Origin of the sequence: Phenylobacterium sp. (assembly GCF_004297125.1) — a bacterium.
GTDB lineage: Bacteria > Pseudomonadota > Alphaproteobacteria > Caulobacterales > Caulobacteraceae > Phenylobacterium.
Map to the genome: position 1 here is coordinate 255,082 of NZ_SCVD01000028.1, position 26,722 is coordinate 281,803.

Below are 26,722 nucleotides of genomic sequence, written 5' to 3' on the forward strand. Positions count from 1 at the left end.
TTATCAACAGATCCAACACAGGTTCTTGACAGGCCTGCGACGTCCGCCGCCGGCAGCCCGCTTGCGTCACAAATGCTTCAGGCGCACCGTTCCCTTGCCGACAGGAACTGCGGCGCGGGCGACGGAGAAACCGGCAACGGCGGACCCCAAACCAAGCGAGCGGAGTGACTGATCCAAGGCGAGAAACCGGGGCGACCCGGGATCGGACCGGAAGGTCTTTCGCCTGCAGCCGGGGAAGACACGGGGCGACCCGAGACTGAACTGGAAGTTGGCCTAGAGGCGCAGGTCCCCCAACGGATCTGTATGAGAGGGCGACGCACCGGGCGACCGGAGCGTCGCCCTCTTGCTATGTGGACCTACCTCTTGGAAGCGGCGCCGGCCCGCCCTAGGCTCCCCCCGCTTCAGTCGAGGGTCTCCATGAAAGCTCTGCGTAACCTGGTCCTGGCCGCGGCCGCGTTGCTGACCGCCTGCTCGCCGGGCCAGAGGGAAGCGGCCAAGGCGCCGGCCGCCGACGCCCCGGTCACCATCCGCTTCGCCACCGACTGGCGCGCCCAGGCCGAACAGGGCGGCTTCTACCAGGCGCTCGCTTCCGGCGAATATGCGAAGCGCGGCCTCGACGTGAAGATCATCCAGGGCGGTCCCGGCGTGAACGTGCCGCAGCTCCTGGCCTCGAACGCCGTCGAACTGGGCATGGGCTCGAACAGCTTCATCGTCATGAACCTGGCGCAGGAGGGCGTGCCGGTGAAGGCGGTGGCCGCCTTCATGCAGAAGGACCCACAGGTGCTGATGGCCCATCCAGGCGCCGGTGTGGAGAAGCTCGCCGACCTGAAGGGCCACCCGATCCTGCTCAGCGACGCCTCGGTCACCGCCTTCTGGGTGTGGCTGAAGGCCAAGTACGGGTTCACCGACGACCAGGTGCGCAAGTACACCTTCAACGCCGCGCCGTTCCTGGCCGACAAGCGCGCCGCCCAGCAGGGGTATGTGACCTCTGAGCCCTACACCATCGAGAAGCAGGCCGGGATGAAGCCCAAGGTCTTCCTGCTCGCCGACGAGGGTTACCCCGGCTACGCCGCCATGGTGCTGGCCACCGACGGCCTGATCGCCAGGAACCCCGCGGCGGTGAAGGCGTTCGTCGAGGCTTCGGCCAAGGGCTGGACCGACTACCTGACCGGCGACCCCGCCGCCGCCGACGCGCTGATCAGGAAAGACAATCCGGAGATGACCCAGGACGTCCTGGACCAGGCCCGGGACAAGATGCGCAGCTATGGCATCGTCAGCGGCGACCAGGCGGCGCCGGTCGGCGCGATGAGCGACGCCCGCTGGAAGGCCTTCTTTGACGTGGCCTCGGGCCAGGGCGTCTATCCGAAGACCCTCGACTACAAGAAGGCCTACACCCTGCAGTTCGCCCCGAAGTGACCGTCGCGGCGCTCAAGGACGTCGAGGTCGACTACGGTCCCGGCCGGGCCCTGGGGCCGGTGAGCCTGGCGATCGAGGCGGGCGAGACGGTGGCGCTGGTCGGGCCGTCGGGGTGCGGCAAGTCCACGGCGCTGCGGCTGCTGGCGGGCCTGGAGGCGCCGACCCGAGGGACCGTCAGCCGGGCCCCCGGGCGCGGCGAGACGGCCGTGGTGTTCCAGGCCCCAACCTTGGCGCCCTGGCTGTCGGCGCGGGCCAACGTCGCCCTGCCGCTCGAACTGTCCGGAATCTCCAAGGCCGAAGCCTTCCGGCGCGCCGATGCGGCCCTGGCGCGGGTCGGACTGGCAGGCGCCGAGGACAAGCGCCCGGCGCAGCTCTCCGGCGGCATGGCGATGCGGGTCTCCTTGGCCAGGGCCCTGGTGACGGAGCCCAAGCTGCTGCTGCTGGACGAGCCCTTCGCCGCCCTGGACGAGATCACCCGCCGCGCGCTGGCCGACGACGTGCTCGACCTCTGGGCCGCTTCGAAGCCGGCCATCGTGTTCGTGACCCACAACGTCGAGGAGGCCGTCTACATGGCCTCGCGCGTGGTCGTGATGACCCGCGGGCCGGGCCGGATCGCCGCCGACTTCGCGGTGGCGGGGCCGATACCGCGGCCGGCGCACTTCCGCACCGACACTGGCTTCCGGACGACGGCCGAGCAGGTCTCCGCCGCGCTCGCCGAAGGGATCGCCGCGTGAGCCGGCTGGCCCCGCTCGTCCTGCTCGCCGTGTTGCTGGCCGGCTGGGAGATCGCCTGCCGGGCGATGCAGGTCCCGGCCTATTTCCTGCCGCCGCCGTCGGCCGTCGCGATGGCGTTGAGGGACCATCTGCCGACCCTGGTCTCCGCCGCCGGCCACACGCTGTCCACCGCGGTCATCGCCCTCGTCATCGCCAGCCTGATCGCCCAGGCGCTGGCGATCCTCACCGCCCTCAGCCCGTTGCTCGACCGGGCGATCCGCCCGCTGGCTTCGGTGGTTCAGGTGACGCCGGTGGTGGCCATCGCCCCACTCCTGCTGATCTGGGCCGGGCTGGACCATCCGGGGCGGGCGCTGGTGGCGCTGGCCGTGCTGGTGGCCTTCTTCCCGATCTTCTCCGGAGCCACAGCGGGGCTACGCGCCGCTGACCCGGACCTGGAGCGGCTGTTCACGCTGTACGGCGCCGGCCGCTGGCAGCGGGTGGCGCGCCTGCGCCTCCCATCCGCCGTGCCGTTCCTGCTGGAGGGCCACAAGGTGGGCGCGGGCCTGGCCCTGATCGGCGCGGTGGTCGCCGAGTTCGGCGCCGGGTCCGGCAAGGTCCAGGGCCTAGCGTGGCAGATGCTGGACGCCGGCAACAAGCTGCAGACGGCCCGGATGATCGCGGCCCTGGTGGTGCTGGGCGCAATGGGCGTCGCCCTGCACGCGCTCCTGGAGGCCGTGGAGCGCGCGGGCCTCAAATGGTGGCGGGGCCGCTAGCCGCTACTTGGCGGCCTGCTGCACGGGCTTCAGGTCGAAGCGCACGGGCACGCGCACCTTGGCGCCCACCGTCGGCATGCCCTCGGCGCTCATCAGCTCGACCTTGAACTTGGGCGCCAGGGCCAGGACAGCCTGGCCAAAGCCCTGCCCGGCCGGCTCCTCGCGGTCGACCGCGCAGCCGCTCAGCGACCCGCCGGCCTGGACGTCGCAGACCAGGGTCACGCGGATGTCGTTGGGCCCGCCCTCGGTCTTCGGGACTGCGGTCTGCAGGTCGGTGACGCTGGGCAGCGCCGCCCAGGTGGGCGTCTTCACGGTCATGGTCCCGCCCTTGGCGAGATCGGGCGCGAAGGTGATCGGGATGCGGACCTCCGCGTCCTTGGCCAGGCCGGCGGCCCTGAGCGACTGTTGCGCCAGCTTCCGGGCCGCGGATCCGAATCCATAGCCGCGCGGCGACTCCGCCATCACGTCGCAGTCGGTCATCATCCCGCTGCGGCCGGCCGAACACATCAGCTCGACGCCGCCGCCGATACCCGCGGCTTTCGCCTTGGCGGGATAGGCGGCCGCCATCTCGGCGGCGGTGGGGGCGGACGTCCAGACCGTCTGGGCGGCGGCGGGCGCAGCGGCGCAGACGGCGATCAGGGACGCGATGGACGCAAGCGTGCGGGACATGAGCGGCTCCTCCTTAAGCGGGAGCATGCTCCGGGATCGCCATCCTGGGAAGCCGGCCGGCGTAACCTTGCGACGAGCGGCGTTACCCGCGCGACCGCTCGTGCTGGTCGTGCAGGCGATCGATCGCATCGTTGGCCAGGACGCTGAGCGAGCGCAGGCCATGTTCGGCAAAGACGTCCAAGGCGGCGTCCAGCGCCATCAGGGCCGCCCCGCGCTCGCCGCGATCCTTGCCGGTCATGCCCATCCGGGCTTCGTACAGGCGGGCGAGATGGAGTTGCGCCAGCGCCCAGCCCACCGGGTCGCGGCGGGGCGAGAGGGCGACAAGCTCGATCTTCATCGCCGCTTCCGCCGCATCCAGCACCGCGGCGTCGCCGGTGAGTTCGGCGGTGCGGGCCAGGCAGACGGCGCGCGACACGGCAGCCGCGCCGCGCAGCGGCAGGGTCGGGGTTTCCTTCAGCACCAGGACGGCGCGGTCGTAGCAGGAGACGGCATGATCGAAGGCCCGCGAGTCGTTCGACGCCTCGCCCAGCGCCTGCAGCGCCTGGGCCAGCGCGATCTGGGTGCGGGCCCAGTCGAGGGGGCTGTGTTCGCGGGTCAGGCTGTCGAGCGCCAGCGCCAGGGCGCCCGCGCCGGCGGCCAGGGCGTCGACGTCGCCGACCGCCTCGCCGCGCAGGGCCAGGGCCTGGCCATGGGCGATCCTGGCCCGCGCCCAGGTGAGCGGCTCGTAGGCCGAGTCCAGGCGGTCGCCGGCGGTGGAGGCCTCGCGCGCGGCCATGTCCAGCAGGTCGCCGTCCTTCAGCCGGGCGCCCCAGCCCGCCAGCAGGTCGGCGCGGATCAGGCGGGCCTCGGCGGCCAGCGCCCGGGCGGCGGTGACACGCTTGGCGATGCCATCGAGGGCGGCGATCGGCAGGTTGAAGCGCGCGATGAAGGCGCCGACGCGCTCGGCGTCCATATGGTCCAGGTCGCGCCGGCCTTCGATGGCCAGCAGCCCGACGTCGGCCAGCGGCGCGGACAGGCCGCCCTTCACATGGGCGCGGACGTCCTTGAAGGCGATCTCGGCGGCGGCGTTCAGGCCGGGATCGCCGAAGATCTCGGCGCCCAGCAGGGCGCAGAAGGCCTGTTCGCAGCGGGCGCGGGCCCAGCCGTCGCGCCGATGGGCGGCCTCGAAGCCGGCGGCGGCGGTCTCGGCGCCGGCGGCGGCCTTGCGCAGGGCCACGGGGTCGCCGGTGCGGCGGGCCACCTCACGCCAGACGATGGCGGCTTCCAGCCGGCGGCGCGGCTTGTCCTTGGCGCTGATCCGCCCGGCGGCCACGTCGGCGGCCTTGGCTTCCTGGGCCAGCAATTGAGAATCCAGCAACTCGAGCAGCGAAGTATCGCCGCCCGTCAGCCCATCCGCCGGCGACTTGCCGCGATCGGCTGCGAAGAAGCGCTTGAGTTCACGACCCAACTCGAACATCGACCCGCTCCGGCCCCTGGGCGTCCCACGTTGGAACGTCCCTGACGGGCTTTGCCGGAACACAGCAAACCCGGAGCCGCGGGCTTTAACAAGTCATTAACTTGCGAGGTATGGTTAACATCCGCAGTTTTCCGGGCCAGTAAAGCTCTGAAGATCAACAGCTTCCTGACCCTCGGTTGTTAACCTTGGTTAAGCGAAGAGGCTCGCTTGCTCGCCCCCCGTGAGGATTCTCCAGTCGCCCGGCTCCAGGTCGGGCGGGAGGTCCAGGCCGCCGATCCGGTCGCGGTGCAGGGCCGTGACGTGGTTGCCGACGGCGGCGAACATCCGCCGGACCTGATGGTAGCGGCCCTCGGTGATCGTGAGCCGGGCCTGCTTCGGGCCGAGCGGTTCGAGGACGGCCGGCGCCAGGGGATCGGTCTCGCCCTCCAGCATCAGGGTTCCCGCCGCGAAGACCTCGGCCTCGGTCCCTTCCAGGGGGCGGTCCAGGGTGGCGACATAGCGCTTGGCCACGTTGGCGCGAGGCGAGATCACCCGGTGCAGGAACGGGCCGTCGTCGGTGATCAGCAGGAGGCCGGTCGTGTCCTTGTCCAGGCGGCCGATGGAGGACAGGGCCGGCATCCGCGCCCGCCAGCGGGCCGGGAGCAACTCATAGACGCTGCGCCCGGCCTCGCGGTGCGAGCAGACCACGTCCAGCGGCTTGTGCATGATCAGCGTCAGCGGCGCAGGCGGGTCGACGGGCTTGCCGCTGATCTTCATGCGCTCCGGCAGGTCGGCGACGATGGGAATCTTCGCCCCGACGTCCTTCACCACCTCGCCGTCCAGCATGACCTGGCGCCGCGCGACGAGGCCGCCGACCTCGCGGCGCGAGCCGTAACCCAGGTTGGCCAGCAGGCGGTCCAGCCGCGCCATGGGCGCCTTGGGGGGGACCTTCGCGTTCACTTGCGCGCCTCGATGATCTTGTAACCGCCCGCATCGTCACGAACCGTGGCGGTCTCGAAGGCGGCGGCCAGGGCGGCCTCGTACGGCAGGTGGCGGTTGGCCACGAGCCAGCAGACCCCGCCCCGGCGCAGCATCCGGGCCGCGGTGCGGACGAAGGCGACGCCCAGCTCGCGGTCCTCGGTCCCGCCGTCGTGGAACGGCGGGTTCATCACCACGAAGTCGAGGCCGACCAGGCTGTCGTCCCACTGCCGGACGTCGGCCCAGCGGACGGTCGCCCGCGGATCGTCCAGATTGTGCTCGGCGCAGGCCACGGCGCGGCGGTCGATGTCGAGGCAGGCCAGGCTGGTCACCGCGGGCGAGGCCAGCACGCGGGTCGCCAGCAGGCCGACGCCGCAGCCGAGGTCCGCGCCGTGGCCGGAGAGCGTCGGCAACTGCCCGATCAGGCGCGCGCTGCCCGGATCGAGACGGTCCCAGCTGAACACCCCGGGCTGCGACCAGGCGCCGAGGCCCGGCACGAGCCGCGGCGAGCCGGCGGCGATGGCCGCGTCCAGGCCGGTGGGTTCGGCGGGCCGTTTGGCGTGGCAGAACCGGTGATGCTTCCGCGCGTCCTCGACGACCGTGCAGCCGAAGCCCTCCAGCGCCTTACGCAACCGCGACCCGCCCTTGTCCTTGGGCGCGAAGGCCAGCAGCGAGGCGCCGGGCTTCAGGACCCGCAGCGCCTGGGCCAACACGTAATCCCGTTCCAGCACGCCGCCCGGCGCGAGGATGACGGCGTGGTCGATGGAGGCGTCGGGGATGGCGGCCAAGTCCGCCGAGCCGGGAACGATCGGCGAGACCTGGGTGGCGCCCGGCGGGATGTCGACGAGGCCGGGGGCTGGGGCGCCGTAGAGGAGCGTGGTCATCTTACCTCCCCCGCGCAGCGGCGGGAGAGGGACCGCTCGCCGAGCGAAGCGGAGAGCGAGGGGTGGAGGGGGCGAGCGGTCGGCAAGGCGGCGCGACCGGGCTGTATCGATTCAGTTGAGGAGGCTCGCCCCCTCCACCACGCCCTCTGCGGGGCGCGGTCCCCCTCCCGCCATCGCTGCCGCGATGGGGGAGGTAACGGGTGCGGCTCGGCCACGGCCTACGCCCGTTCCTTCGATCGCTCGAAGCGGACCTTCGGATAGCGGTCGACGGCGTAGCCGACGTCCCACGAGCTCTTGGCCAGGAACACCGGCTGGTCGTCGATGTCGGTCCCCATGGCCGAGCGGTGCTTGCTCATGAAGTCCTCAAGGTCGGCCTTCTCGCCCAGGATCCAGCGAGCCTCGCCGAACGGGCTGGGCTCGAAGATCACGTCCAGCTGGTATTCCTCGCGCAGACGGTCGGCCATGACCTCGAACTGGAGCTGGCCCACGGCGCCGACGATGAAGTCCGAGCCGATGCTGGGGCGGAACAGCTGGGTCACCCCCTCCTCCGCCAGGCTTTCCAGCGCCTTCTTCAGGTGCTTGGCCTTCAGCGGGTCCTTCACGCGCACGCGCTGGAGGATTTCCGGGGCGAAGTTGGGCAGGCCGGCGAAGCGCAGGGTCCCGCTCTCGGAGAGGCTGTCGCCCACCCGCAGGACGCCGTGGTTGGGGATGCCGATCACGTCGCCCGCATAGGCGTCCTCGGCCAGTTCGCGGTCCGAGGCGAAGAACATCATCGGCGCGTTCACGCTGAGCTGCTTGCCGGTGTTCTGCACCTTCAGCTTCATGCCGCGGCTGAACCTGCCCGAGCACAGCTTCAGGAAGGCGATCCGGTCGCGGTGATTGGGGTCCATGTTCGCCTGGACCTTGAACACGAAGCCGGTGACCTCGCGGTCGCCTGGCGCGACGTGGATGTTCTCCTGGCCCTTGCGGGCCGCCACGGCCTTGGGCGGCGGGGCGTAGGCGCCCAGGCCCTCCAGCAACTGGTCGACGCCGAAGTGGCGCAGCGCCGAGCCGAAGAACACCGGGGTCATGTGGCCCTCGAGGAACGACTGCGGGTCGAAGGGCTTGGAGGCGCCCATCACCAGTTCGGCGTTCTCGGACAGCTCCTCCTGCTCGTCGGGCTCGAGGTAGCTGACCACCGCATTGCCCTTGAACGGGATCGCCGCGGGATGGCCGTCCTCGTCGCCGGCGGCGCCGCCGCCCTTTTTCATGAACGGCAGGAACAGGTCGCGGCGCAGGTCCAGCATGCCCTTGAACCGGCCGCCGGAGCCGGCCGGCCAGTAGAGCGGCGCGGGGTCCAGCGCCAGCTTGGACGAGACCTCGTCCAGGAGCTCGAACGGGTCCTGGGCCTCGCGGTCCATCTTGTTGATGAAGGTGACGATCGGGATGTCGCGCATCCGGCAGACCTCGAACAGCTTGAGAGTCTGCGGCTCGATGCCCTTGGCGGCGTCCAGCACCATCACCGCCGCGTCGGCGGCGGTGAGGGTGCGATAGGTGTCTTCCGAGAAGTCCTCGTGGCCCGGGGTGTCCAGCAGGTTGAACATCAGGCCGTCGTGGTCGAACGTCATCACCGAGGCCGAGACCGAGATCCCGCGCTCGCGCTCGATCTTCATCCAGTCGGAGCGGGTGCGGCGGTTCTCGCCGCGGGCGCGCACGGCGCCGGCCGCCCGGATCGCGCCGCCGGCCAGCAGCAGGTTCTCGGTCAGGGTCGTCTTGCCGGCGTCGGGGTGGGAAATGATCGCGAAGGTGCGCCGGCGCGCGGCCTCGGCGGCTGGAGAGGTGCTCATGAGGCGGGCGCTAACATGCGGGGCGCTGCGGCGGAAGCGAGGACGACGCCGCGCGCCGCAGGCGCAGGAAGCGACCACGGAAGACACGGAAGACACGGAAGGGCGTCGGCGGGCTGGGTGGCCGACCGAGATCTTTCCGTGTTTTCCGTGGTTTCCGTGGTTTCAAGAGCGCTTCGCGCGGGTCAGGCGGAGCTGGACCGGGGCTGCGGCGCCCCGGCGGTGTCGTCCGTGGGCGGATCGTTGGTGGGTGGGTCGGGGCTGAAGGTCGGTCGCGGCAGGCTGGGCCAGACGGCGGCGAGGTCTTCCGGCAGGTCCAGCAGCTTGCACGCCCGGCGGACGTGGGCGTCGAGGTCGACGTCGGCGAAGTCCTCTTCGCAGACCCAATCGTCGAGCTCACGGTCGAAGCGCGTGAGCAGCGAGGTGATACGTTCCTCGTCGCCCGCGCATTGGGACCCGACGATGCGTTCGACGGCGTCCTGCAGGACGAGGCCGACGGCCAGGACCGGGTCGTCTGTCGCGAAACCCTCCCGGGTGGGCGGAAGCATCACGCGCCGGAGGGCGGCATCCGAGGCCGCCGCCTTCTCGTCCCTCGCGAGCTTCGCCTTCAGCGCCAGGGTCTGGCGCAGGGCGCGCGAGACGCGATGGTAGCTGCGGCTGAGCTCGGCGATCTCATCGGTGTCGGAGGCGGCCACCAGTTTCGCGTGCACGTGCTCAGCCGCGCTGAAGTCCATCTCGGCCAGGCGGGCGAGCATCTCGGCGTCACGGTCGATGGGCGGGGCCGCCTCGGTCATGGGAGGCAGTGGAACAGGCCGGTGCGTCAGGTTCGGACGTAGGCGAGAAGGGCCAGGTCGGCTTTTGGCCCCCAGGCCGATGACCGCGTTCGACCCTCAGCGGGCCTCAGTGAAGCAAGACGCGGACAAGCCGAGAAATCTCCCTCGACAACCACTGCGCGATCGCTCACGTTACCAAGCCAGTTGTTGCGAAGAGTTCGATCGCCGGAGACGCAAAGTTCCTTGTGCTAGAGGAGCCGTCGCCTCGTGCTGATGCGTGATCAATACTTTCCGCCCCGTCGGTTTCCCTTGCGTACAGTACCGAAGAGGCGAAGTCGTGGCGCTTGTATTGGCGCGGCCTTGCGCTGGGGACAGCTGTCAATATTCTTTCAAATGTTTGAACATAAGGAGAGAGATATGACCTGGGTCCCGGAACCTGGCGCGGCGCCCGAAAAACGCTCAGTAAGGAAGAAGCCGAAGACAAATAATGCGTTTCCGGGAACAAAGATCACGCTAGTTGTAGATCAGGTATACGTGAAACATAGGAAATGGGAGAGTCCCGGCGAAGTTCTTGGCGTTCCATTGCCGGAAATTCCAACCGATGAAACGAAAATGCGCGCTGTAGGACCAAGCATCCGAACAAGAGCGGATATTCATATGGACCCGTCAGCGGTGAAAAGTATGGAGGACAATGAGCAGCTATTCTACAAGATAGTCAGCAAAATTACCGGAGAGCCAGCGAGTATATTCTTTGATCTTGGTCATGCGCTTTACCAATATGGTATTGATAACGCAAGAAACAAAAAGGATGGAAGTCTGGATATTAAAGTCAGCCCCACAGGGGCGAAGGCGAATGGGCAACTAATTGCGATGTCACCGCCGGCATGCATAGCGCTTATTCAAGCCATATAGTCTTGCATGCAATTTTCGCGCGCCAGGTGACTTTCCGTAAGTCCGCTTTCCGCCCCCTCGCTGACTCTCGCAGGGTCCGCTTGTAGGTGGGCCGGGGGCACATCCACTTTCCGCGCACCCGAGCCATCTGCCGCGATCGCGCTATTGCGGACGTCGGTGCATCCCCTTCCCTACCCCGCGAGGCGAGAGGGAGAGGAGGCGGACGCCCCTACCTGCCGCCCTGGCCGAGGTCGATGCGGCGGCCGTCCACGTCCGGGGCGGCGATGTGGAGGAACGGCGCCAGGGTCGGCGCGATGTCCACCGTCTCGATCGGACCGGCGTCGGCCGGCGTGACGCCGGGCCACCAGAAGATGATCGGCACCTGCCGGTCGTGGTCCCAGGCGGAGCCGTGACCGGCGACGTTCTGGCCGGGCTGGGAGGGCATGCCCAGGCTCGCGAACTGGGCGTAGTTGACCATGATGTCGCCGTTGCGCGCCGCGTCGAAGCTCTCGGCGAAGCGCTCGATGATGGAAAGCTCGCCCGGCGCCTTACCCTTGGGCGGCGCGGCGGCGGCCACCTGCGCCGCGGTGAAGACGTCGGCGACGTCCGGCTGCGCCTTCAGCCAGGCGATGGCGGCCGCCATCACCTCAGCGCGCCGCTTGTCGTCCTCCGGCGGCAGGCCGAGGAGCAGCTGGTTGGCGTCGTCGCCGTTGATGGCGTCGTAGGTGAAGCCGAACCGGGTGCGCAGCTCGGCGTTGAGCCCGCTCACGATCTTGCCGGTGTCGACGCGGCGGGCCGGCGGGCCATACCGTTCAGCGGCGTCGACGCCGCCGTGGTCGGCGCTCAGCGCCACCACATAGGGAACGCCCAAGGCATCCAGCCTGGCGAAGAACGCGCCCAGGGCCGCGTCGAGCGAGGCCTGCTGGGCGCACATCTCGGCGCCGCCCGACCCGTAGCGGTGGCCGATATGGTCCGTACCCGAAAGGCTGATGGCCAGGAGATCCGGCTGGGCGCGGCGCCCCAGCCCCTGGGCCTGGACCAGCTCGGCCGCCATGTCGAGCGTGGTCCGGTCCATCAGCGGCGAAGCACGGAACTCCGGCGCGAAGGCGGCGCCGGTGCGCCACTTCGACCCTTGCGTCGCGCCCTTGGCGGTCTCGGGCGGGACGCCGCCCGACAGGGTGAGGCGCCCGAAGGTGTGGGGCGCCGCCAGGGCCAGGCACCGCTCGGGCAGGGTCGAGGGCCACAACTCCGGCGGCGCCTTGTCCCAGGCGGCGAAGAGCGCGCGGTTGAACGCCACGGCCGGCGCGACCGTCTTCGCATCCGCGGGGCCCGCATATTTCGACGTGCCCCAGCCGAGGCCGTCGTCCCACCAGAACACGCTGGTCGGGTTGTGACCTCCAAGCATGATCGCCGCGCGGTCCTTGCCCGAGATCGAGGTCACCCGCGCCTTGGGGTGCTTGGCGCGCAGCCAGTCGCCCAGCGTATCGACCTTCAGGTTGGCGGCGCCCTTGGCCAGGGGATCGGCGACGCCCGAGACCGAGACGCAATAGATGCTGGAGCCGCTGTCGCGATCGTACCAGGTGTTGGCGACGATCCCCGTGCGGCTGGGATGATCTCCGGTCAGCAGGGTCGAATGGCCGGGGCAGGTCTCGGTCGAGGCATGGCTCTGGTAGCCGAGGAAGACGCGGCCGTCGGCGAGGCGCCTGAGCCCGCCCGTGTAGGTAGGCCGGTAGCGCTGGAACAGGCTCCAGGCGTACTGGTCGACCGCAATCGCCACCACCAGCTTGGGGTCGTTCGGCGGCGGGCCAGCCTGGGCGGCCGCGCCCCCGGAAAGGCCGAGGGCCAGCGCCAACAGCAAGGTCACGATCTTCATCAAGCGGTCCGACTCGGGAATCCGGGCGCCCGTGCCCTCGGCCGGCCAACCACGGGAAAACCGGGCGGAAGGCCAGTGAACTTTTCTTGGCGCCCTTGCGGTCACCCGCCCTTCCGGTTAAATTGAATTCAATTCAGTCCGCAGGCCCGGCCCATGACCACGACGAAGATCGGCACGCCGGAGCGGTTGGTCCGGGCCGCTCAGGACGAGCTCATCCACAGCCACGGGCTGTTGGAGATGCAGGCGGTCGCGACGCGGGCGAAGGTTTCGGTCGGGCTGGCCTACCACCACTTCGGGTCGAAGGCGGGGTTGATCGCCGCCGTGGTCGAAGGGTTCTACAACCGGCTGGAGGACGCCGCCTTCAGCCCCTCGAAGCTGACGGCGGCGGACTGGGCGGGGCGCGAGAAGGAGCGGATCGCCGCCTACATATCCTTCCACTACGACCATCCGTTCGCGCCGCTGGTGGTCGGCCCGTTGAGCCGCGCGCCCGAGGTCCTCGACGTCGAGCAGGCCTTCACCCGGCGTCAGCTCACCGCGGGCGCCTACAATCTGCGGGCGGGCCAGCGTGACGGCGTCGTGCCCTCGGACCTGGACCCGCGCCTCACCATCGCCCTGCTGATCGGCGGCATCCGCCAGGCGCTGATCGGCGCGCTCACCAGCCGCCATCGGCCCGACCGCGCCGAGCTGACCGACAAGATCTGGGTCTTCGTGGCCGGCGGGTTGCGCCTGCCCATCGCCGGGGGTCGCCGGCCGCGGCTCAATCCAGAAAGGGACCGCGACCCGTGGCCGATCCGCATGAATTCCACACGCCGAAGTCCAGCTACACGAAGGACGACCTGATCCTCTCCGGCCGGGGCGGATACTTCGGCCCCGGCAATGCGCAGCTGCCGGCGCCGCCGATGCTGATGATGGACCGGATCACGGAGATCAGCCTGGACGGCGGCGAGTTCGGCAAGGGCCGCGTCGTCGCCGAGCTGGATATCGCGCCGGACCTCTGGTTCTTCGACTGCCACTTTCCCGGCGACCCGGTCATGCCCGGCTGCCTGGGGCTGGACGCCATGTGGCAGGTCCTGGGCTATTGGCTGGGCTGGTCGGGTTCGCCCGGCAAGGGTCGCGCCCTGGGCGTGGGCGAGGTCCGGTTTCGCGGCGACGTGACGCCTGCGACGCGGAGAGTGCGCTACGAGGTGAGCGTGCGGCAGGCGCGGCGCGGCGCGCTGGCGCTGGGGGTCGCCAACGGCCGGCTGTTCGCGGACGACGCCTGCGTCTATGTGGCGACCGACCTGCGGGTCGGGATGATCCGGCCCCCGGCCTGACGCCGGCGGCCAGGTTCACCGCGCCGCGCGGGAGGCCTGGGCGGTGCGGCGACGCCGGGCCGGGGCCGGGCCGCCGGTCAGGGCCGCGTCGGGCATCTCGATATCGATCTCCAGGGTCGAGACCTGGTCCCCGCGGTCCAGCTTGACCATCACCCGGTCGCGGTCGATCGGGATGTGGCGGGCGATGACCTCCAGGATCTCCTGCTTCAGGACCGCCGCGAGGTCGGCCCCGCCGGTCAGGGCGCGCTCGTGAGCCAGCAGGACCTGAAGCCGCTCGCGGGCCACTGGGGCCGATGTGCGGCCGCGGGTGAAGAAGTTCAGGATGCTCATGCGGCCGCCTTCCGCCCGAACAGGCGAGCCATGAATCCCTGCTTTTCCTGGCGCGGGGTGGTGAGCGGGACCGTCTCGCCCATCAGCCGCCGGGCCGCGTCGTCGTAGGCGCGGGCGGCCGCGGACGCCGGATTGTGCAGGGTGATCGGGCAGCCGACGTTGGAGGCGGTGAGCACGTCCGGGCTCTCGTTGATGATGCCCAGCAGCGGGATGGCCAGGATTTCCAGCACGTCCTCGACGGTCATCATCTCGCCGCGGGCGGCGCGGCCGGCGTCGTAGCGGGTGAGCAGGAGCTGCTTCTCCAGCCGTTCCCCTCGCTCGGCGCGGCAGGTCTTGGAGTCCAGCATGCCGATGATGCGGTCGGAGTCGCGGACCGACGAGACCTCGGGGTTGGTCACCACCACGGCGGTGTCGGCGAAGCGCATGGCCATGGTCGCGCCCTTCTCGATCCCGGCCGGGCTGTCGCAGATGATCCAGTCGAAGCTTTCGCGCAGCTCGTCGATGACCCGGCCGACGCCCTCCTCGGTGAGCGCATCCTTGTCGCGGGTCTGCGAGGCCGGGAGCAGGGACAGGTTCTCCAGCCGCTTGTCGCGGATCAGCGCCTGCGGGAGCTTGGCGTCGCCCTGGACGACATTGACCAGGTCGAAGACCACGCGCCGCTCGGCCCCCATCACCAGGTCGAGGTTGCGCAGGCCAACGTCGAAATCCACCACGACGACCTTGCTCCCCGCCCGCGCCAGGGAGGCGCCCAGGGAGGCTGAGGAGGTGGTCTTGCCCACCCCGCCCTTTCCGGAGGTGACGACGACGACGTTGGACATGCTACTCACCCATTCCCTTCGCCCGCCCTGCGGCGGGCCTGTTCAGTCGAGCGCCAGCAGCCGCAGCGCGCCGCGGTCGCAGCGGACCTGGACGGCGCGGCCGTGCAGGTCCGGGCCCCAGTTCTCCGCCGTGCGGTAGAGCTGGTCGACGCCCACCATCTCGGCTTCCAGCTTGCGGCAGAAGATGCGCGCGCCCTCGGTCTTGAGCCCGGCGATCGCGCGGCCGCGCAGGGCGCCGTAGACGTGGACCGACCCGCCGGCGATCACCTCGGCGCCCGAGGCCACCGGCCCCACGATCGTGATGTCGCCTTCCTCGAAGACGATCGACTGGCCGGATCGCACGGGCCGCTCGATCAGCAGCGAGGGGACGTGCGCGGGCGCAGGCGGCGGTGCGCCGGCCCTCGGGTTCAGCGGGACTTCGCGTCCGTGCAGGTTGGTGGCGAGGTCCGCCCAGGCGGTGCCGGCCAGGTGGGCCGGGCGGATGCCCTCGACGCCGGCGATCTTCATCCCGCGGGCGGCGAGGCCCTCCAGCACGACGGGAAAGGAGTCCTGGCCCACGGCTTCGAGCACGCCCGCCAGGTCGACCACCACCGGGCGGTCCGCGAAGAAGCCGGGGGCGCCGGCCAGCTGCCGGTCCAGGGCGGCGAACCAGTCGCCGAACGGGAACTCGGGCGCGACCACCATCGCCATGAAGCTGCGCCCGCGGATCCGGATCGTGGGGAGCGTAATCGCCTCGGCGTCCAATAGGGCCTCCCTGCGCGTACAAGACGGCAGGCCCGCGCCCGCCCCCGCTGGAAGGGCCCGAATCCGTGATTCGTGAGGCATTACTGAGGCTAAGGCCCCGCTTGCCGCCGCAGAAAAGCCGTCATGAGGCGAAGCTTGGGGGCGTCAGGCCGCGCGCGGCGCGGGGCGGATCTGTTCGAAGGTAAACTGTCGCGGGGCCTTGTCGGGCCGCCAGCGGACCAGGCGGGTCCCGTGCCGGAAGCGGTCGCCGGTGACCTGGTCGTAGCGGACCTCGACCACCAGCTCCGGCCTCAGCGGGACCCATTCGCCGGTGCGTTCCGTGCTCCAGCGGCTGGGGCCGCCGGGGGCGTCGCCGGTGAAGCCCTCACCCTTCAGCGCCAGCAGGCGTTTCGTCAGCTCCGGGCGCTCGGCGTGCTTGATCGTCGAGGTGAAACCCACGTGATCCAGGCGGCCCGCCTCGTCGTAGAGCCCGAGCAGCAGCGAGCCGACCAGCTTCGTGCCCTCGGCGTAGCGGAAGCCGCCCACCACGCAGTCGGCGGTGCGGATGGTCTTGATCTTCAGCATCGCCCGCTCTCCGGGGACGTACGGGCCGTCCAGGCGCTTGGCCACCACGCCGTCCAGCGACGCGCCGGCGTCCTCAAGCCAGGCGCGGGCTTCCGCCCGGTCGGTCGTGCCGGGCGACAAGCGCACCGCCGGCGCCTTGCCGAAGCGCCTGAACAGCGCCTCCAGCGCCCGGCGCCGTTCGGCCAGCGGCGCTTCGGCGAGCGACCCGCCCTTCGCGTCCATCAGGCAGTCGAACAGCATGAAGGTCGCCGGCTGCTCGGCCGCCAGCTTGCGCACCCGGCTCTCGGCGGGGTGCAGCCGCATCTGCAGCGCCCCGAATGACGGCTGGCCCTCCACGGCGATGGTCAGCTCGCCATCGACCACGAACCGCTCGACGGGCAAGGCCCGCAACACCGCGATGATGTCCGGGAAGAAGCGGTTGAGCGGCTTGCCGGACTTGGCCTTGAGCAGCACCTCGGCGCCGGATCGGTAGGCCAGGCAGCGGAAGCCGTCCCACTTGGGTTCGAACCGCCAGCCGGGTTCCGCCGGGATCTCCGCGACCAGTTTGGCCTCCATGGGCGCGAGATCGAGCGGCACGGGCAGGTCGGAGAGCATGCCGTCAGAAGCGGCGCCGGCTCAGCTGCGTTCCACGGGCTCCACCAGGAAGTGGCGGCCTTCCTTGTCCTCGATCTCCACCACCCAGACGTCGGGGTCGATGCGGATCGCGCGCTCGATGTAGCGATCCAGGTCGGGCTCCTCGCGCGAGGCCGCCGGCTCCATCCAGATGCGCTCGCCGTCGCCGCGGGTGGCCTCTGACAGCAGCCGCGCCTCGCCGGTCGAGCGGTTCAGCACCTTGACCAGCACGGCGCCGGCGCGCGGATCGCCCTTGCGCGCCACCACGGCGAAGCCCCCGCCGATCTCGACGCGGCGGATCAGGGCGCCGACCCAGATATCGGTGGAAAGCAGCATGCGGGGGAGTTAGCGCGTCCTGGCGGCGCGGGAAATCGTTAACCCTGAACGTCCACGCGGCCTCAACCCCGCATCGTTAGACCTGCCGGCTCAGACGGCCAGAACAGGCCGCGTCAGATGGTGGACCTATGGCGAGCACGCGCAGAAGCGCGATGCCGGCGTTTCGACGGATGGGGTTGCTGGGTGTGGTGCTGGCCGCCACGCCCCTGGCTGCGTTGGCGCAGCCGGCCGACCTGTTCTTCGAACGTACGGTGATGACCGCGGCGGATGGACGCTGCGGCCTGTTCACGCCCGAGGTGTCCGCCGCGCTGGCCGCCGGCGCCGCCCAGGCGCGGGGCGCGGCCCTGCGCGCCGGCGACGACCTGAGGTCGCTGGCCGACCGGGAAGCCGCCGCCCGACGCTACGCCGGCCAGCTCAACTGCAAGAGCCCCAAGGTGCTGGCCGAGGCCGCCCGCGTGCAGCAGGCCTTCTCGGGCTATGCCCGCGTCACCCGCATGACCTATCCCGGCGACGCCGCCGACTGGCGCGCCGACCGCGGGACCGGCAAGGTCGCGCGCTGGCGCCTGGCGCAGGACGCGGCCTTGGCCGGCGGTCGCCTGACCTTCGGCCTGGCGGGCCGGGAAGGCGCCAACGCGCTGGTGGCGGTGGCCGACTTCGCCGACGGGCAGACGCCCTATGCCGCGCGACTGGTGTTCCGCGACGCGACCCGCACCCTGGGCCCCTATCTGGACATCCGCGGCAAGGCCGCCCCGCTCAGCCGCAAGCTGCCGCCGCGCGGCGCCACGCGGGCCTATATGGCCGAGGCGCGCAGCGAGGCCGACGAGATGCTGCTGCCCAAGGGCTCCGAGGACGGGTGGGCCTTCCGCTTCCCCGCCGCGGCCGCCCAGGCGCTGGCCGACCTGGACCCGCGCGAAGCCATCGCGGTGGAGTTCCTGTTCCCGGGGGAGCGGGTGCGAACGGCCTATGTGGAGGTGGGCGACTTCGCCGCCGGCCGCGCTTTCCTGCAGGTCGCGTCCCGGTAGGACCCGGACGGACGCAGGCGTCCAGGCGCGCCGACCGCCTGAGATGGATATGGGGCCAAACTAAATAAGTTCAAGAATTGCGGGGTCTCGACCTGCAAGCCTATGAAATCCCGTCAAAATCACGAACAACGGGAGCGGTGCGATGGCCCAGCGGGATGCCGATGTCTTGATCGCGGGCGCGGGCCCGACAGGCCTGATGCTGGCCGCCGAACTGGCCTTGGCCGGCGTCGAGGTCGCGGTCGTGGAACGCCGCGCCGACCCGAACCTCGCCGGCTCCCGCGCCGGCGGCCTGCATTCACGCTCCATCGAGGTCCTCGACCAGCGCGGCGTGGCCGACCGCTTCCTCTCGCAGGGACAGGCGGCGCAGGTCGCCGGGTTCGCCTGGATCCCCCTGGACATCAGCGACTTCCCTACCCGGCACAACTATGGCCTGGCGCTGTGGCAGAACCACATCGAGCGCATCCTGGCCGAGTGGGTTGGCGAGCTGCCGGTGACGATCCACCGGGGGTTGGAGGTGACGGGCTTCGCGCAGGATGGCGCCGGCGTCGACGTCCAGCTCTCCGACGGCCGGTCGCTCCGGGCGGACTATCTCGTCGGATGCGACGGCGGACGCAGCCGGGTCCGCAAGGCCGCCGGCATCGCGTTCTGCGGCTGGGACGCGACGATCAGCCACCTGATCGCCGAAGTCGAAGTCGCCCAGGAGCCGGAATGGGGGCTGCGTCACGACGCCATGGGCATTCATGGCCTCAGCCGGCTGGGGGACGGAGGACCGGTGCGGGTCATGGTGACCGAACAGCAGCTCGGCCGCACGGAAGAGCCCAGCCTGCACGACCTCAGCCAGGCGCTGATCGCCGTCTATGGGACCGACTACGGAATCCACAGTCCGATCTGGATCTCCAGGTTCACTGACGCGGCCCGGCAGGCGGCCTCCTACCGCCAGGGACGGGTGCTGCTCGCCGGCGACGCGGCGCATGTGCACTATCCGACGGGCGGACAGGGCCTCAACACCGGCCTCCAGGATGCGGTGAACCTGGGATGGAAGCTGGCCCAGGTGGTCAAGGCGACGTCGCCGGCAAGCCTGCTCGACAGCTATCAGGCCGAGCGTCATCCGGTCGCCGCCCGCGTGCTGCACAACACCATGGCGCAGGTCGCACTGCTCGGCCGCGTGGACGACCGCACCAAGGCCTTGCGCGGAATCGTCGCCGAACTTCTCGGCACGGACGAGGCCCGCAGACGACTGGCGGCGGAGATGACGGGCCTGGGCGTCCGCTACGACCTCGGCGACGGACACCCGCTGCTCGGGCGCCGTATGCCCGATCTCGACCTGGCCACCGCCAGCGGGCCGCTGCGGGTCTTCGCGCTGCTGCACAGCGCCCGCCCGGTGCTGCTCAACCTCGGTGAGCCCGGGGCCTGCGAGATCGCGCCGTGGGCGGATCGGGTCCGGCTGGTCGAGGCCGCGTACGAGGGCCCGTGGGAGCTTCCGGCGGTCGGGCCGGTCCCGGCGCCGGCCGCGGTGCTGATCCGGCCCGACGGGCACGTGGCCTGGGTCGGCGACCGCCAGGCCCAAGGCCTTCACGACGCGCTTGCCACCTGGTTCGGGCCGCCCGCGACGGCGTAGCGCGCCGGTTCGAGGGCGCTAATTCGCCTTGCGGAACATCGGCGTCGCGACCGTGGCCGGCGCCAGCACCGGCATGCGGATGGTGACGGTCGTCCCCTCGCCCACTGTGCTTTCCACCGTCATGTCGCCGCCGTGCAGGCGGGCGAAGGCGCGCACCAGCGACAGGCCCAGGCCGGAACCCGCGGCGCGTTGTCCGGCGTCGCCGGCCTGTTCGTAGGGCCGGCCCAGCCGCTGCAGGTCGTCCTGGGCGATGCCGACGCCGGTGTCGGCCACCACCAGTTCCAGGATGTCGTCGCTTCCCTGGACGGTGACCGTCACCGACCCGCCGCGCGGCGTGAACTTGAGCGCGTTCGAGATCAGGTTGAGCGCGATCTGCTTCAGCGCGCGCTTGTCGGCGTCGGCGTGGAGCGGCCCGATCGGCAGGACGCCGCGCAGGTTGACGCCCGCCCGGTCGGCCTGGCCGCGCATCAGCCGCAGCACCGCGGACACGGCGTCGCGGGCGTCGAAGCTCTCGATGGAGAGCTCGAACCGCTCGGCCTCGATCTTGGACATGTCGAGGACGTCGTTGATGAGCTCCAGCAGGTGCGTGCCGCTCTCGTGGATCAGCTCGGCGTATTCGGCGTAGCGGTCGCCCAGCGGGCCGAACAGCCGCTGCCGCATGATGTCGGAGAAGCCCATGATGGCGTTCAGCGGCGTGCGCAGCTCGTGGCTCATATTGGCCAGGAAGCGGGACTTGCCGGCGTTCTGCTGCTCGGCCGCCACGCGTTCGGCCTCGAGGCGGCGCTCGCGGATGGACTGCTCGCGCGCGTCGCGGACGGCGGCCACGAAGCGGTCGGCGCCGGCGGCGCGCAGGGAGATCTCCAGCGATCCCTCGGGGTCACCGGTCGGGGCCACATAGACCGAGGCCTTGCCGTCGCGGGCGACGGCGTGCAGGGCGGCGGCCAGGATCGGCAAGTCGTCCTCGGCCACCAGGTGACCCAGGCTACGGCCCTCGATCTGCCCCGGCGCCTGGCCGGCGACGGCGGCGCCGGCGGCGTTCAGCACCCGGCCGCTGCGTTCGACCAGCGCCAGCAGCAGCGGCTGGCCGTCCAGCAGGGCCAGCACCTGGTCGGCGCGCTGGCTTCGACGGCTGTCACGCTGCGCGGCGCCCTGGAAGCCGATCAGCCCCGTGGCGAAGCCCAGCGTCACCGTCCCCAGCGAGAGCAGCCCCAGCCAGGGCGCGACGGCCGGCGCGGCGACCGGGAGCGGCAGCAGGACCGCATCCAGCGCCGAGACCGCGGCGGCGGCCAGCGAGGCCGCGGCGCCCAGCGCCAGAGTCTCGCGGTTGCGGAAGGCGGCGGCGGCGGCGGCGGGCGCCAGGCACCAGGCGGCCAGCGGCCCGGCCGTTCCGCCGGTCAGATGGCAGGCCGCGGCGCCCGCGGCGCCCCAAATCAGCACAGAAACCGTCCGGCCGGGACTCCCCATCATGGACAGCAAGGCGCCCAGCATGGCCGCCACGCCGCCGACGCCCAGCGCCAGCAGTTCCGGCCCCACGGGCAGGGTTCCCTGGAGGGTCAGGCCCCCGATCGTGGCGGCGACCGCGAGCGCCCAGGCCGCATGCCACAGGACTCCCGGCGCCGCATCGCTGCGGCGGCGCGCTTTCGGAGATGTGGCGTGGGCCCCGGCCATGGCTCGTCTATGAACCCCCGTCAGGTTCGAGACCCGAGCCTACTTGCCGCAGGGGATTCGCGCGAGCGCGCGCATCCGCACAGCGTCGGCTGCAAGACTTTCGTAAGCGGCATGCGCCACCTTGCAGACCCCGATCGAGCAGGCGCACCGCCGTTACATGCCTCACGAGGCCCATCCTCCCGCTGGCGCAAAGCTGCGCACGCACGCCCGATACGAGGCGGCCATGGACGAGCGGAAGCGCTCGTTCCTGAGGATGGTCAGCCATGAGCTGCGCACGCCGTTAAACTCCATCCTGGGGTTCTCCGAGATTCTCACTGCGGAACTGTACGGCCCCCTTGGAGCTTCGCAGTACAAGGAATATGCCGCGATCATCCACGGCAGCGGCCAAAAGCTGCTGAAACTTGTGAATCAGGTCCTCGAGATCGCCCGCCTGGAAGGTCGGACCATCGAGTTCGACGCCGATTGCGAGCCACTCGAACCCGCCCTGGACGATGCGCTGACAGCCCTGGCGCCGGATCTGGCGGCGCGCGACGTCCGCGTCGAGGTCCTGGGCCGTGGCGGCCTGCCCGCCGTGACCGCCGACGGGCGGGGCCTGCGCTCGGTGCTGACCCACCTGCTTCACAACGCCATCGTCTTCTCCCCGGAGGGCGGCTGCGTGCGCGTCTCCACCGCCGTCGACAACGGCGTGGTCGAGATTCTGATCCGGGACGAGGGCGACGGCATCGACCCCGCCGAGCTCCAACGCCTGATGGCGCCCTTCGAGCAGGGCGAGAACGCGCTGATCCGCAAGGCGGAGGGCGCGGGCCTGGGCTTGCCGATCGCCGACCTCACCTGCGCGGCCATGGGCGGGCGGCTGCGGCTGACGTCCGCCGCGGGCGAGGGCCTGACCGCCGAGGTGCGGCTGCTGATCGGGTGATGGCGGTTGCGGGGCCCGCGCCCAGCCCCTAAGTCGCCGCCATGGGCATCGACGACGCGCTTTCCGAGCTCAAGGACGAGTTCGAGCTCCTGGGCGACTGGGAAGAGCGCTACCGCTACGTGATCGAACTGGGCAAGGACCTGGCCCCGCTCAGCGACGCCGAGCGGACCGAGGCGCACAAGGTGCGCGGCTGCGCGAGCCAGGTCTGGCTGGTCACCGAACCCCAGGCCGACGGGACGCTGCGCTTCCGCGGCGATTCCGACGCCCACATCGTGCGCGGCCTGATCGCCGTCCTGTTCCGCCTGTACTCGGGCCGCGCGCCGTCCGAGATCCTGGCCTTCGACGCCAACGCCGCCTTCGCCCAGCTGGGGCTGGCGGGCGCCCTGTCGGCGCAGCGGTCGAACGGCCTGGCCTCGATGGTGGCGCGGATCCGCCGAGACGCCGAGGCGGCCCGGGCGGCCTGAGGCTCCGCCATCTGGCTCGGCGGGCGCCGCAGGCGCTGTCCAGTTTATCCACGAATCTTATCGGCGCTGACGCGCCCTCGCGGCCAGGCCTACTGCCGCGTCAGGGCGGCCTGCAGGTCGAGGTCCATGCGGTCGAAGCCCTCGTTCGTGCCGTGGATGCGCTCCTCGCGCTCGTCGTAGCCGTCCAGGAAGGCGACCTGCTCGGTGAACACCATCCGCGTGCCCCGGCCGCCGGGCGCGAACTCCACCGTGACCAGCGACACGGAGGTGCGCCGCTCGCCCACGAGATAGTCGTAGGCGTAGATGATCCGCTGCTCCGGCAGGATCTCGATGAAGCGCGCCTCGACCACGAAGACCGCGCCGTCTGGGCCGGTCATCCGGTTGAGCTCCAGGCCGCCCGGCCGGAAGTCCAGGACATGCTCGCGCAACATGCTGGGATGGCACTCGGTCCAGCGCCGCTTGGCGACGGGGTCGGACCAAGCGCGGAACACCGCGGCCGGCGACGCGGGCATGTCACGGACGATGGTGAAGCTGGTGTGAACCGCCGAACGGTCGGTCATGGGGCCTCTCCTTCCGCCGTCTGCGCCAGAAGATAGCGCTCAAGCTGGTCGAATTGGGCCTCGTAGCGCGCCTTCCTGGCCGCCGCCCACGCCTCGACCTGGGCCAGGGCGGCCGGCGCCAGGCTGTAGGTGCGCACCCGGCCGGTCTTCTGCGAGGTGACCACGCCGCCGGCCTGCAGCACCGCCAGGTGTTTCACCACCGACGGCAGGGCCATGCGGAGCGGCTGGGCCAGCTCCGACACCGAGGCCGGCCCCCGGCTCAGGCGGTCGATCATCCCGCGCCGACTGGTGTCGGCCAGGGCGTGGAACAACCGGTCGAGGCCGATCTCGCCGTGCATCGTCACGCCGCAGGTCCCTCGCCCAGGAAGCGCGGCTCCAGTCTGTCCTTGAGCGGGAAGAACCGCAGGTAGGGCCGCGCCTCGACCAGCACGCGCGCCACCGAGGGCCGGGCGACCAGACGTTCGAAATAGGCGGCGACGGCGGGAAACCGTAGCGCGATCGGCGACACGCAGTTGGCGTAGAACAGCGCCGGCGCGGCTGCGCAGTCGGCCAGGCTGAAGCCCTCGCCCGCGGCCCAGGTCCGTCCGGCCATCCGGAGCTCGATCTGCTGATAGGCCTTATCCAGCGCGGCCACCGCCTCAGGTTCCGGTTCGGGCTCGGTTCGCCCTTTCAGAACAGCGACGACCGCGGCCTGCTGGGGCTGCTGGACATAGAGGTCGAACACCCGGTCCCAGAGCCGGACGTCCAGCCGGGCCTCGGCCTCCACCGGCAGAAGCGGCTGGGCGGCCGGATAGTGGCGGTCCAGGTACTCGATGATGATCGAGGTCTCGAAGAGCGTGCGGCCGCGCGCATCGTCGACCAGCACGGGCATCTTTCCCCAGGGCGAGATCTTCAGGAACTCGGCCCGCGCCGCGGGGTCGCCCAGGTCGACCAGCCGGGCCTCGAAGGGGACGCCGGTCTCGTACAGCGCGATCAGCACCTTGTGACAGAACGAGGCGAGCGGGTGGGAGTGGAGGATCAAGGCCATTCGATCGGACTCGGAGACAGTTTCCAATTTGGCTAAGCATCGGCGTGCACGATCGCCGGCGCAAGCAAAACTTTCCCAAATGGCTAAGCGTCAGCGGGACGAGACGTGGCGATCACGCCGCGCGGATGCCGCTCTGCACGGCGCCCAGGCCCACCACCGCGTCGTAGCCCAGGATCATGTCCACGTCGGGCCCCTTGGTGGCGAGCGGCAGCCGGATCCAGATCAGCGACAGGTGCGAGGCGCCCCGCCAGGCGAGGTTATGCACCCCCACGCCGGGACGCCGGTCCCGGACCACCCGCCCCAGTTCGTCGCGCCAGTACTCGGCCGCGGCGCTGTTGTAGATTTCCGAGATGCGGCGGCCAGTGATCTCGCGGCCGTAGACGTTGTAGAGGCCGGTGCCGGCCAGGCGGACGCGATAGTCGTCCGGCTGGCCGGGCGCCACCTCGATCAGGCTGACGGTGGGCAGCAGGCGCTTCATGTCGTTGGGGTCGAGGCGTCGGCGCGGCGGGACCGGAGCATCGACGCGCAGCGAGCTCCAGTAAGCAAAGAGCTCCTCATGGGCCCGGATGGCCGCGGCCGGTCGGGCCATCTGCGTCGCCATCTGCGGTTACTCTAGTAAGGACTTGGATTCATGATGAATCACATATCGCCTGACCCGCGAATCGGCGGCAAGGCCGAATGTTCTCGCCGGCCCGAAAATCCGTCGCCGCCCGCCCGGAAAGCAGAACGCCCGCCGAAGACCGGCGGGCGTTCGAAGATCAGCGGATGCTGAAGGGGCCTAGCGCTTCTTGCGGGGCGCCTGACGGCCGCCCTGACCCAGGCCCATCTGCTTGGCCAGGTCCGAACGCGCCTTGGCGTAGTTCGGGGCGACCATCGGATAGTCCTTCGGCAGGCCCCACTTGGCCCGGTATTCCTCGGGGCTCATGTTGTACTTGGTGCGCAGGTGCCGCTTGAGCGACTTGAACTTGCGGCCGTCTTCCAGGCAGACGAGGTAATCCGGCGTGATCGAGCGGCGGATCGGAACGGCCGGCTCCTTCGGCGCGGCCTCGACCGTCTCGACGCCCGAGGAGACGCCGGCCAGAGCCCGGTGAACGCTCTGGATCAGGGTGGGAAGGTCCGCCGCCGCCACAGTGTTGTTGCCCACGTAGGCGGAAACAATGTCCGCAGTCATCTCGATGACTTCTGACTTCTCGTCCATTTCTCTGTGTTCCGAAGGTTCCGCGCCAGAACGGGCGCTCAGTGATTCACAAGATCGGTGTGCCGTCATTATCGGCATCGACGGCTGCACACAACAGAGAAATAGAACAACGTCGTTGCGCCTATTCCGAGAACAGAAGTCGAGCGCAACGCAAACAACACATGTTTCCGGGCGGTGAGTTGGCCTCCGCCTCTACCTGTGGAATGCGCGTGCGGCGCAGCATGGCGCGCGGAGGCCGAAAACGAAACGGCGCCCTCGAGGGGCGCCGCGGGGGAGATTATTTCAAAGTCGCTGACCTAGCCGAAGGTCGGCGGCGTCCAGTGGGGCCAGATGTCCGGCAGATCCTTGGACACCTTGTCGGGATAGTTCGGCGGCCGCTTCTCCAGGAACGAGGTCACGCCCTCGCGCGCATCGGCGGAGCGTCCGCGGGCCTGGATGCCGCGGCTGTCGGCCTTGTGGGCCTCCATGGGATGCGAAGCGCCGGCCATCCGCCAGATCAGCTGGCGGGTGATGGCTACGGAAACCGGCGCGGTGTTGTCGGCGATCTCGCGGGCGATGGCGCGCGCCGCCGGCAGGAGGTCGTCGGGCGCGTGGACCGAACGCACGAGGCCGCGGTCGGCCGCCTCCTGGGCCGGGAAGATACGGCCCGTGTAGCACCACTCCAGCGCGGTCTGGACGCCCACCAGCCGGGGCAGGAACCAGGACGAGCAGGCCTCGGGATTGATGCCGCGACGCGCGAACACGAAGCCGTAGCGTGCGTCGGCGGACGCCAGGCGGATATCCATGGCCAGCTGCATGGTGACGCCCACGCCCACGGCCGCGCCGTTGCAGGCCGAGATCACCGGCTTGAGGCTGTCGAAGATCCGCAAGGTGAGCAGGCCGCCCCCGTCCCGCTGGACGCCGTCGCGCATGCGGGCCTCGGCGTCGTCGGCGCTGCGCTTGTCGTAGTCGAAGGTCTGGGCGCCCGCCGAGAGATCCGCTCCGGCGCAGAAGGCGCGCCCGGCGCCGGTGACGATCACCACCCGCACGTCATCGTCGCCGTCCGTCTCATCGAAGGCCGCGATCAGGTCCTTCATCATCTGGGTGTTGAAGGCGTTCAGCTTCTCGGGCCGGTTCAGCGTGATCGTCGCGATCCCGTCCTCGACGGCGTACAGCAGGGTCTCGAAGGTGGGCATGGGTCGTCTTCCTCGTCCTTATTCGCCGCCAGTTCGGAGCGGTTGACGGACGGGAGGTCAAGGCCTCGGTGGCCACGCCCCGCGATTGACGCCGGGGCTCGTCATGGGAGCGCGCACGGCCGCCGTTGC

General features: G+C 70.4%; 29 protein-coding genes. 10 read left to right on the top strand and 19 right to left on the bottom strand.

Features of this window, described 5'->3' with window-relative positions; translation table 11 throughout:
* Positions 1-417 precede the first annotated feature (417 nt).
* Genes EPO51_RS21275 through EPO51_RS21285 form a run of 3 tightly spaced genes read left to right on the top strand, consistent with a single transcriptional unit; the run spans position 418 to position 2,902 of the window.
* Complete coding sequence (locus EPO51_RS21275) at positions 418-1,416, top strand: ABC transporter substrate-binding protein (protein ID WP_293354348.1); 999 nt, start codon at positions 418-420, stop codon at positions 1,414-1,416.
* A complete protein-coding gene (locus tag EPO51_RS21280; RefSeq protein WP_293354350.1) occupies positions 1,413-2,150 on the top strand; it encodes an ABC transporter ATP-binding protein in 738 nt (245 codons plus the stop codon). The genes EPO51_RS21275 and EPO51_RS21280 overlap by 4 nt, the downstream gene beginning before the upstream one ends.
* The gene (locus tag EPO51_RS21285; protein WP_293354352.1) at positions 2,147-2,902 is read left to right on the top strand and encodes an ABC transporter permease; all 756 of its coding nucleotides are present in this window, start codon (positions 2,147-2,149) and stop codon (positions 2,900-2,902) included. Before EPO51_RS21280 ends, EPO51_RS21285 begins: the two co-directional genes overlap by 4 nt.
* 3 nt (positions 2,903-2,905) lie before the next feature.
* On the opposite strand, the gene EPO51_RS21290 is transcribed toward EPO51_RS21285, so the two are convergent.
* The 6 genes from EPO51_RS21290 to EPO51_RS21315 form a co-directional block, all read right to left on the bottom strand.
* Positions 2,906-3,571, bottom strand: a complete 666-nt coding sequence (locus EPO51_RS21290; protein ID WP_293354354.1) for a TonB family protein — start codon at positions 3,569-3,571, stop codon at positions 2,906-2,908.
* Positions 3,572-3,653: 82 nt separating this feature from the next.
* Complete coding sequence (locus EPO51_RS21295; RefSeq protein ID WP_293354356.1) at positions 3,654-5,027, bottom strand: hypothetical protein; 1,374 nt, start codon at positions 5,025-5,027, stop codon at positions 3,654-3,656.
* 189 nt (positions 5,028-5,216) lie between these two features.
* Positions 5,217-5,936 (bottom strand): pseudouridine synthase, encoded by a 720-nt coding sequence (locus EPO51_RS21300; RefSeq protein ID WP_293354442.1) that lies wholly within the window; start codon positions 5,934-5,936, stop codon positions 5,217-5,219.
* Positions 5,937-5,962: 26 nt separating this feature from the next.
* Positions 5,963-6,868: a class I SAM-dependent methyltransferase gene (locus tag EPO51_RS21305; protein ID WP_293354358.1), complete on the bottom strand. Its 906-nt coding sequence runs from the start codon at positions 6,866-6,868 to the stop codon at positions 5,963-5,965.
* A 218-nt stretch (positions 6,869-7,086) separates the two neighbouring features.
* Positions 7,087-8,694 carry a peptide chain release factor 3 gene (locus EPO51_RS21310; RefSeq protein WP_293354360.1) on the bottom strand — a complete coding sequence of 536 codons (1,608 nt, stop codon included), beginning with the start codon at positions 8,692-8,694 and terminating at the stop codon, positions 7,087-7,089.
* 182 nt (positions 8,695-8,876) lie between these two features.
* On the bottom strand, positions 8,877-9,485 hold the full coding sequence (locus tag EPO51_RS21315; RefSeq protein ID WP_293354362.1) for a hypothetical protein: 609 nt from the start codon (positions 9,483-9,485) through the stop codon (positions 8,877-8,879).
* A gap of 396 nt (positions 9,486-9,881) precedes the next feature.
* On the opposite strand from EPO51_RS21315, the gene EPO51_RS21320 reads away from it, so the two are divergent.
* Complete coding sequence (locus EPO51_RS21320; RefSeq protein WP_293354364.1) at positions 9,882-10,376, top strand: hypothetical protein; 495 nt, start codon at positions 9,882-9,884, stop codon at positions 10,374-10,376.
* A 208-nt stretch (positions 10,377-10,584) separates the two neighbouring features.
* Here EPO51_RS21320 and EPO51_RS21325 read toward each other — a convergent pair whose 3' ends face one another.
* The gene (locus tag EPO51_RS21325; protein ID WP_293354366.1) at positions 10,585-12,228 is read right to left on the bottom strand and encodes an alkaline phosphatase family protein; all 1,644 of its coding nucleotides are present in this window, start codon (positions 12,226-12,228) and stop codon (positions 10,585-10,587) included.
* Positions 12,229-12,381: 153 nt separating this feature from the next.
* Between EPO51_RS21325 and EPO51_RS21330 the strand changes: the two genes are divergently transcribed.
* Positions 12,382-13,068: a TetR/AcrR family transcriptional regulator gene (locus EPO51_RS21330; RefSeq protein ID WP_293354368.1), complete on the top strand. Its 687-nt coding sequence runs from the start codon at positions 12,382-12,384 to the stop codon at positions 13,066-13,068.
* Positions 13,011-13,541 carry a bifunctional 3-hydroxydecanoyl-ACP dehydratase/trans-2-decenoyl-ACP isomerase gene (gene fabA, locus EPO51_RS21335; protein WP_293354370.1) on the top strand — a complete coding sequence of 177 codons (531 nt, stop codon included), beginning with the start codon at positions 13,011-13,013 and terminating at the stop codon, positions 13,539-13,541. The genes EPO51_RS21330 and fabA overlap by 58 nt, the downstream gene beginning before the upstream one ends.
* Before the next feature lie 15 nt (positions 13,542-13,556).
* Here fabA and minE read toward each other — a convergent pair whose 3' ends face one another.
* From minE to EPO51_RS21360, 5 genes are all read right to left on the bottom strand, one after another.
* Positions 13,557-13,871 carry a cell division topological specificity factor MinE gene (gene minE, locus EPO51_RS21340; protein ID WP_293354372.1) on the bottom strand — a complete coding sequence of 105 codons (315 nt, stop codon included), beginning with the start codon at positions 13,869-13,871 and terminating at the stop codon, positions 13,557-13,559.
* Positions 13,868-14,689 (bottom strand): septum site-determining protein MinD, encoded by an 822-nt coding sequence (gene minD / locus EPO51_RS21345; RefSeq protein ID WP_293354374.1) that lies wholly within the window; start codon positions 14,687-14,689, stop codon positions 13,868-13,870. The genes minE and minD overlap by 4 nt, the downstream gene beginning before the upstream one ends.
* Positions 14,690-14,731: 42 nt before the next feature.
* Entirely contained in the window at positions 14,732-15,433 is a 702-nt protein-coding gene (gene minC, locus EPO51_RS21350; RefSeq protein ID WP_293354376.1) for a septum site-determining protein MinC, read from the bottom strand.
* Positions 15,434-15,577: 144 nt separating this feature from the next.
* Positions 15,578-16,591, bottom strand: a complete 1,014-nt coding sequence (locus EPO51_RS21355; RefSeq protein WP_293354377.1) for an ATP-dependent DNA ligase — start codon at positions 16,589-16,591, stop codon at positions 15,578-15,580.
* A gap of 21 nt (positions 16,592-16,612) precedes the next feature.
* Positions 16,613-16,945, bottom strand: a complete 333-nt coding sequence (locus EPO51_RS21360; RefSeq protein WP_293354379.1) for a DUF1491 family protein — start codon at positions 16,943-16,945, stop codon at positions 16,613-16,615.
* A 152-nt stretch (positions 16,946-17,097) separates the two neighbouring features.
* Between EPO51_RS21360 and EPO51_RS21365 the strand changes: the two genes are divergently transcribed.
* The gene (locus EPO51_RS21365; protein WP_293354381.1) at positions 17,098-17,967 is read left to right on the top strand and encodes a hypothetical protein; all 870 of its coding nucleotides are present in this window, start codon (positions 17,098-17,100) and stop codon (positions 17,965-17,967) included.
* A gap of 142 nt (positions 17,968-18,109) precedes the next feature.
* Complete coding sequence (locus EPO51_RS21370) at positions 18,110-19,585, top strand: FAD-dependent monooxygenase (protein ID WP_293354383.1); 1,476 nt, start codon at positions 18,110-18,112, stop codon at positions 19,583-19,585.
* A gap of 18 nt (positions 19,586-19,603) precedes the next feature.
* Here the strand turns inward: EPO51_RS21370 and EPO51_RS21375 are convergent, their stop codons facing one another.
* Positions 19,604-21,253 (bottom strand): sensor histidine kinase, encoded by a 1,650-nt coding sequence (locus tag EPO51_RS21375; RefSeq protein WP_293354385.1) that lies wholly within the window; start codon positions 21,251-21,253, stop codon positions 19,604-19,606.
* 223 nt (positions 21,254-21,476) lie between these two features.
* On the opposite strand from EPO51_RS21375, the gene EPO51_RS21380 reads away from it, so the two are divergent.
* On the top strand, positions 21,477-22,169 hold the full coding sequence (locus EPO51_RS21380) for a sensor histidine kinase (protein ID WP_293354387.1): 693 nt from the start codon (positions 21,477-21,479) through the stop codon (positions 22,167-22,169).
* Between the two features lie 41 nt (positions 22,170-22,210).
* Positions 22,211-22,633, top strand: coding sequence for a SufE family protein (locus EPO51_RS21385; RefSeq protein WP_293354389.1), 423 nt, complete (start codon positions 22,211-22,213; stop codon positions 22,631-22,633).
* An 89-nt stretch (positions 22,634-22,722) separates the two neighbouring features.
* Here EPO51_RS21385 and EPO51_RS21390 read toward each other — a convergent pair whose 3' ends face one another.
* The 6 genes from EPO51_RS21390 to EPO51_RS21415 form a co-directional block, all read right to left on the bottom strand.
* Positions 22,723-23,193 carry an SRPBCC family protein gene (locus EPO51_RS21390; protein ID WP_293354391.1) on the bottom strand — a complete coding sequence of 157 codons (471 nt, stop codon included), beginning with the start codon at positions 23,191-23,193 and terminating at the stop codon, positions 22,723-22,725.
* Positions 23,190-23,531 (bottom strand): ArsR/SmtB family transcription factor, encoded by a 342-nt coding sequence (locus tag EPO51_RS21395; RefSeq protein ID WP_293354444.1) that lies wholly within the window; start codon positions 23,529-23,531, stop codon positions 23,190-23,192. The genes EPO51_RS21390 and EPO51_RS21395 overlap by 4 nt, the downstream gene beginning before the upstream one ends.
* 2 nt (positions 23,532-23,533) lie before the next feature.
* Positions 23,534-24,220, bottom strand: coding sequence for a glutathione S-transferase family protein (locus EPO51_RS21400; RefSeq protein WP_293354393.1), 687 nt, complete (start codon positions 24,218-24,220; stop codon positions 23,534-23,536).
* A gap of 112 nt (positions 24,221-24,332) precedes the next feature.
* Positions 24,333-24,821 (bottom strand): motility/cell cycle regulatory protein MopJ, encoded by a 489-nt coding sequence (mopJ, locus tag EPO51_RS21405; protein ID WP_293354395.1) that lies wholly within the window; start codon positions 24,819-24,821, stop codon positions 24,333-24,335.
* Positions 24,822-24,998: 177 nt separating this feature from the next.
* On the bottom strand, positions 24,999-25,418 hold the full coding sequence (locus tag EPO51_RS21410; protein WP_293354397.1) for a Ros/MucR family transcriptional regulator: 420 nt from the start codon (positions 25,416-25,418) through the stop codon (positions 24,999-25,001).
* A gap of 296 nt (positions 25,419-25,714) precedes the next feature.
* Complete coding sequence (locus EPO51_RS21415; protein WP_293354399.1) at positions 25,715-26,593, bottom strand: crotonase/enoyl-CoA hydratase family protein; 879 nt, start codon at positions 26,591-26,593, stop codon at positions 25,715-25,717.
* Between the last annotated feature and the right edge of the window lie 129 nt (positions 26,594-26,722).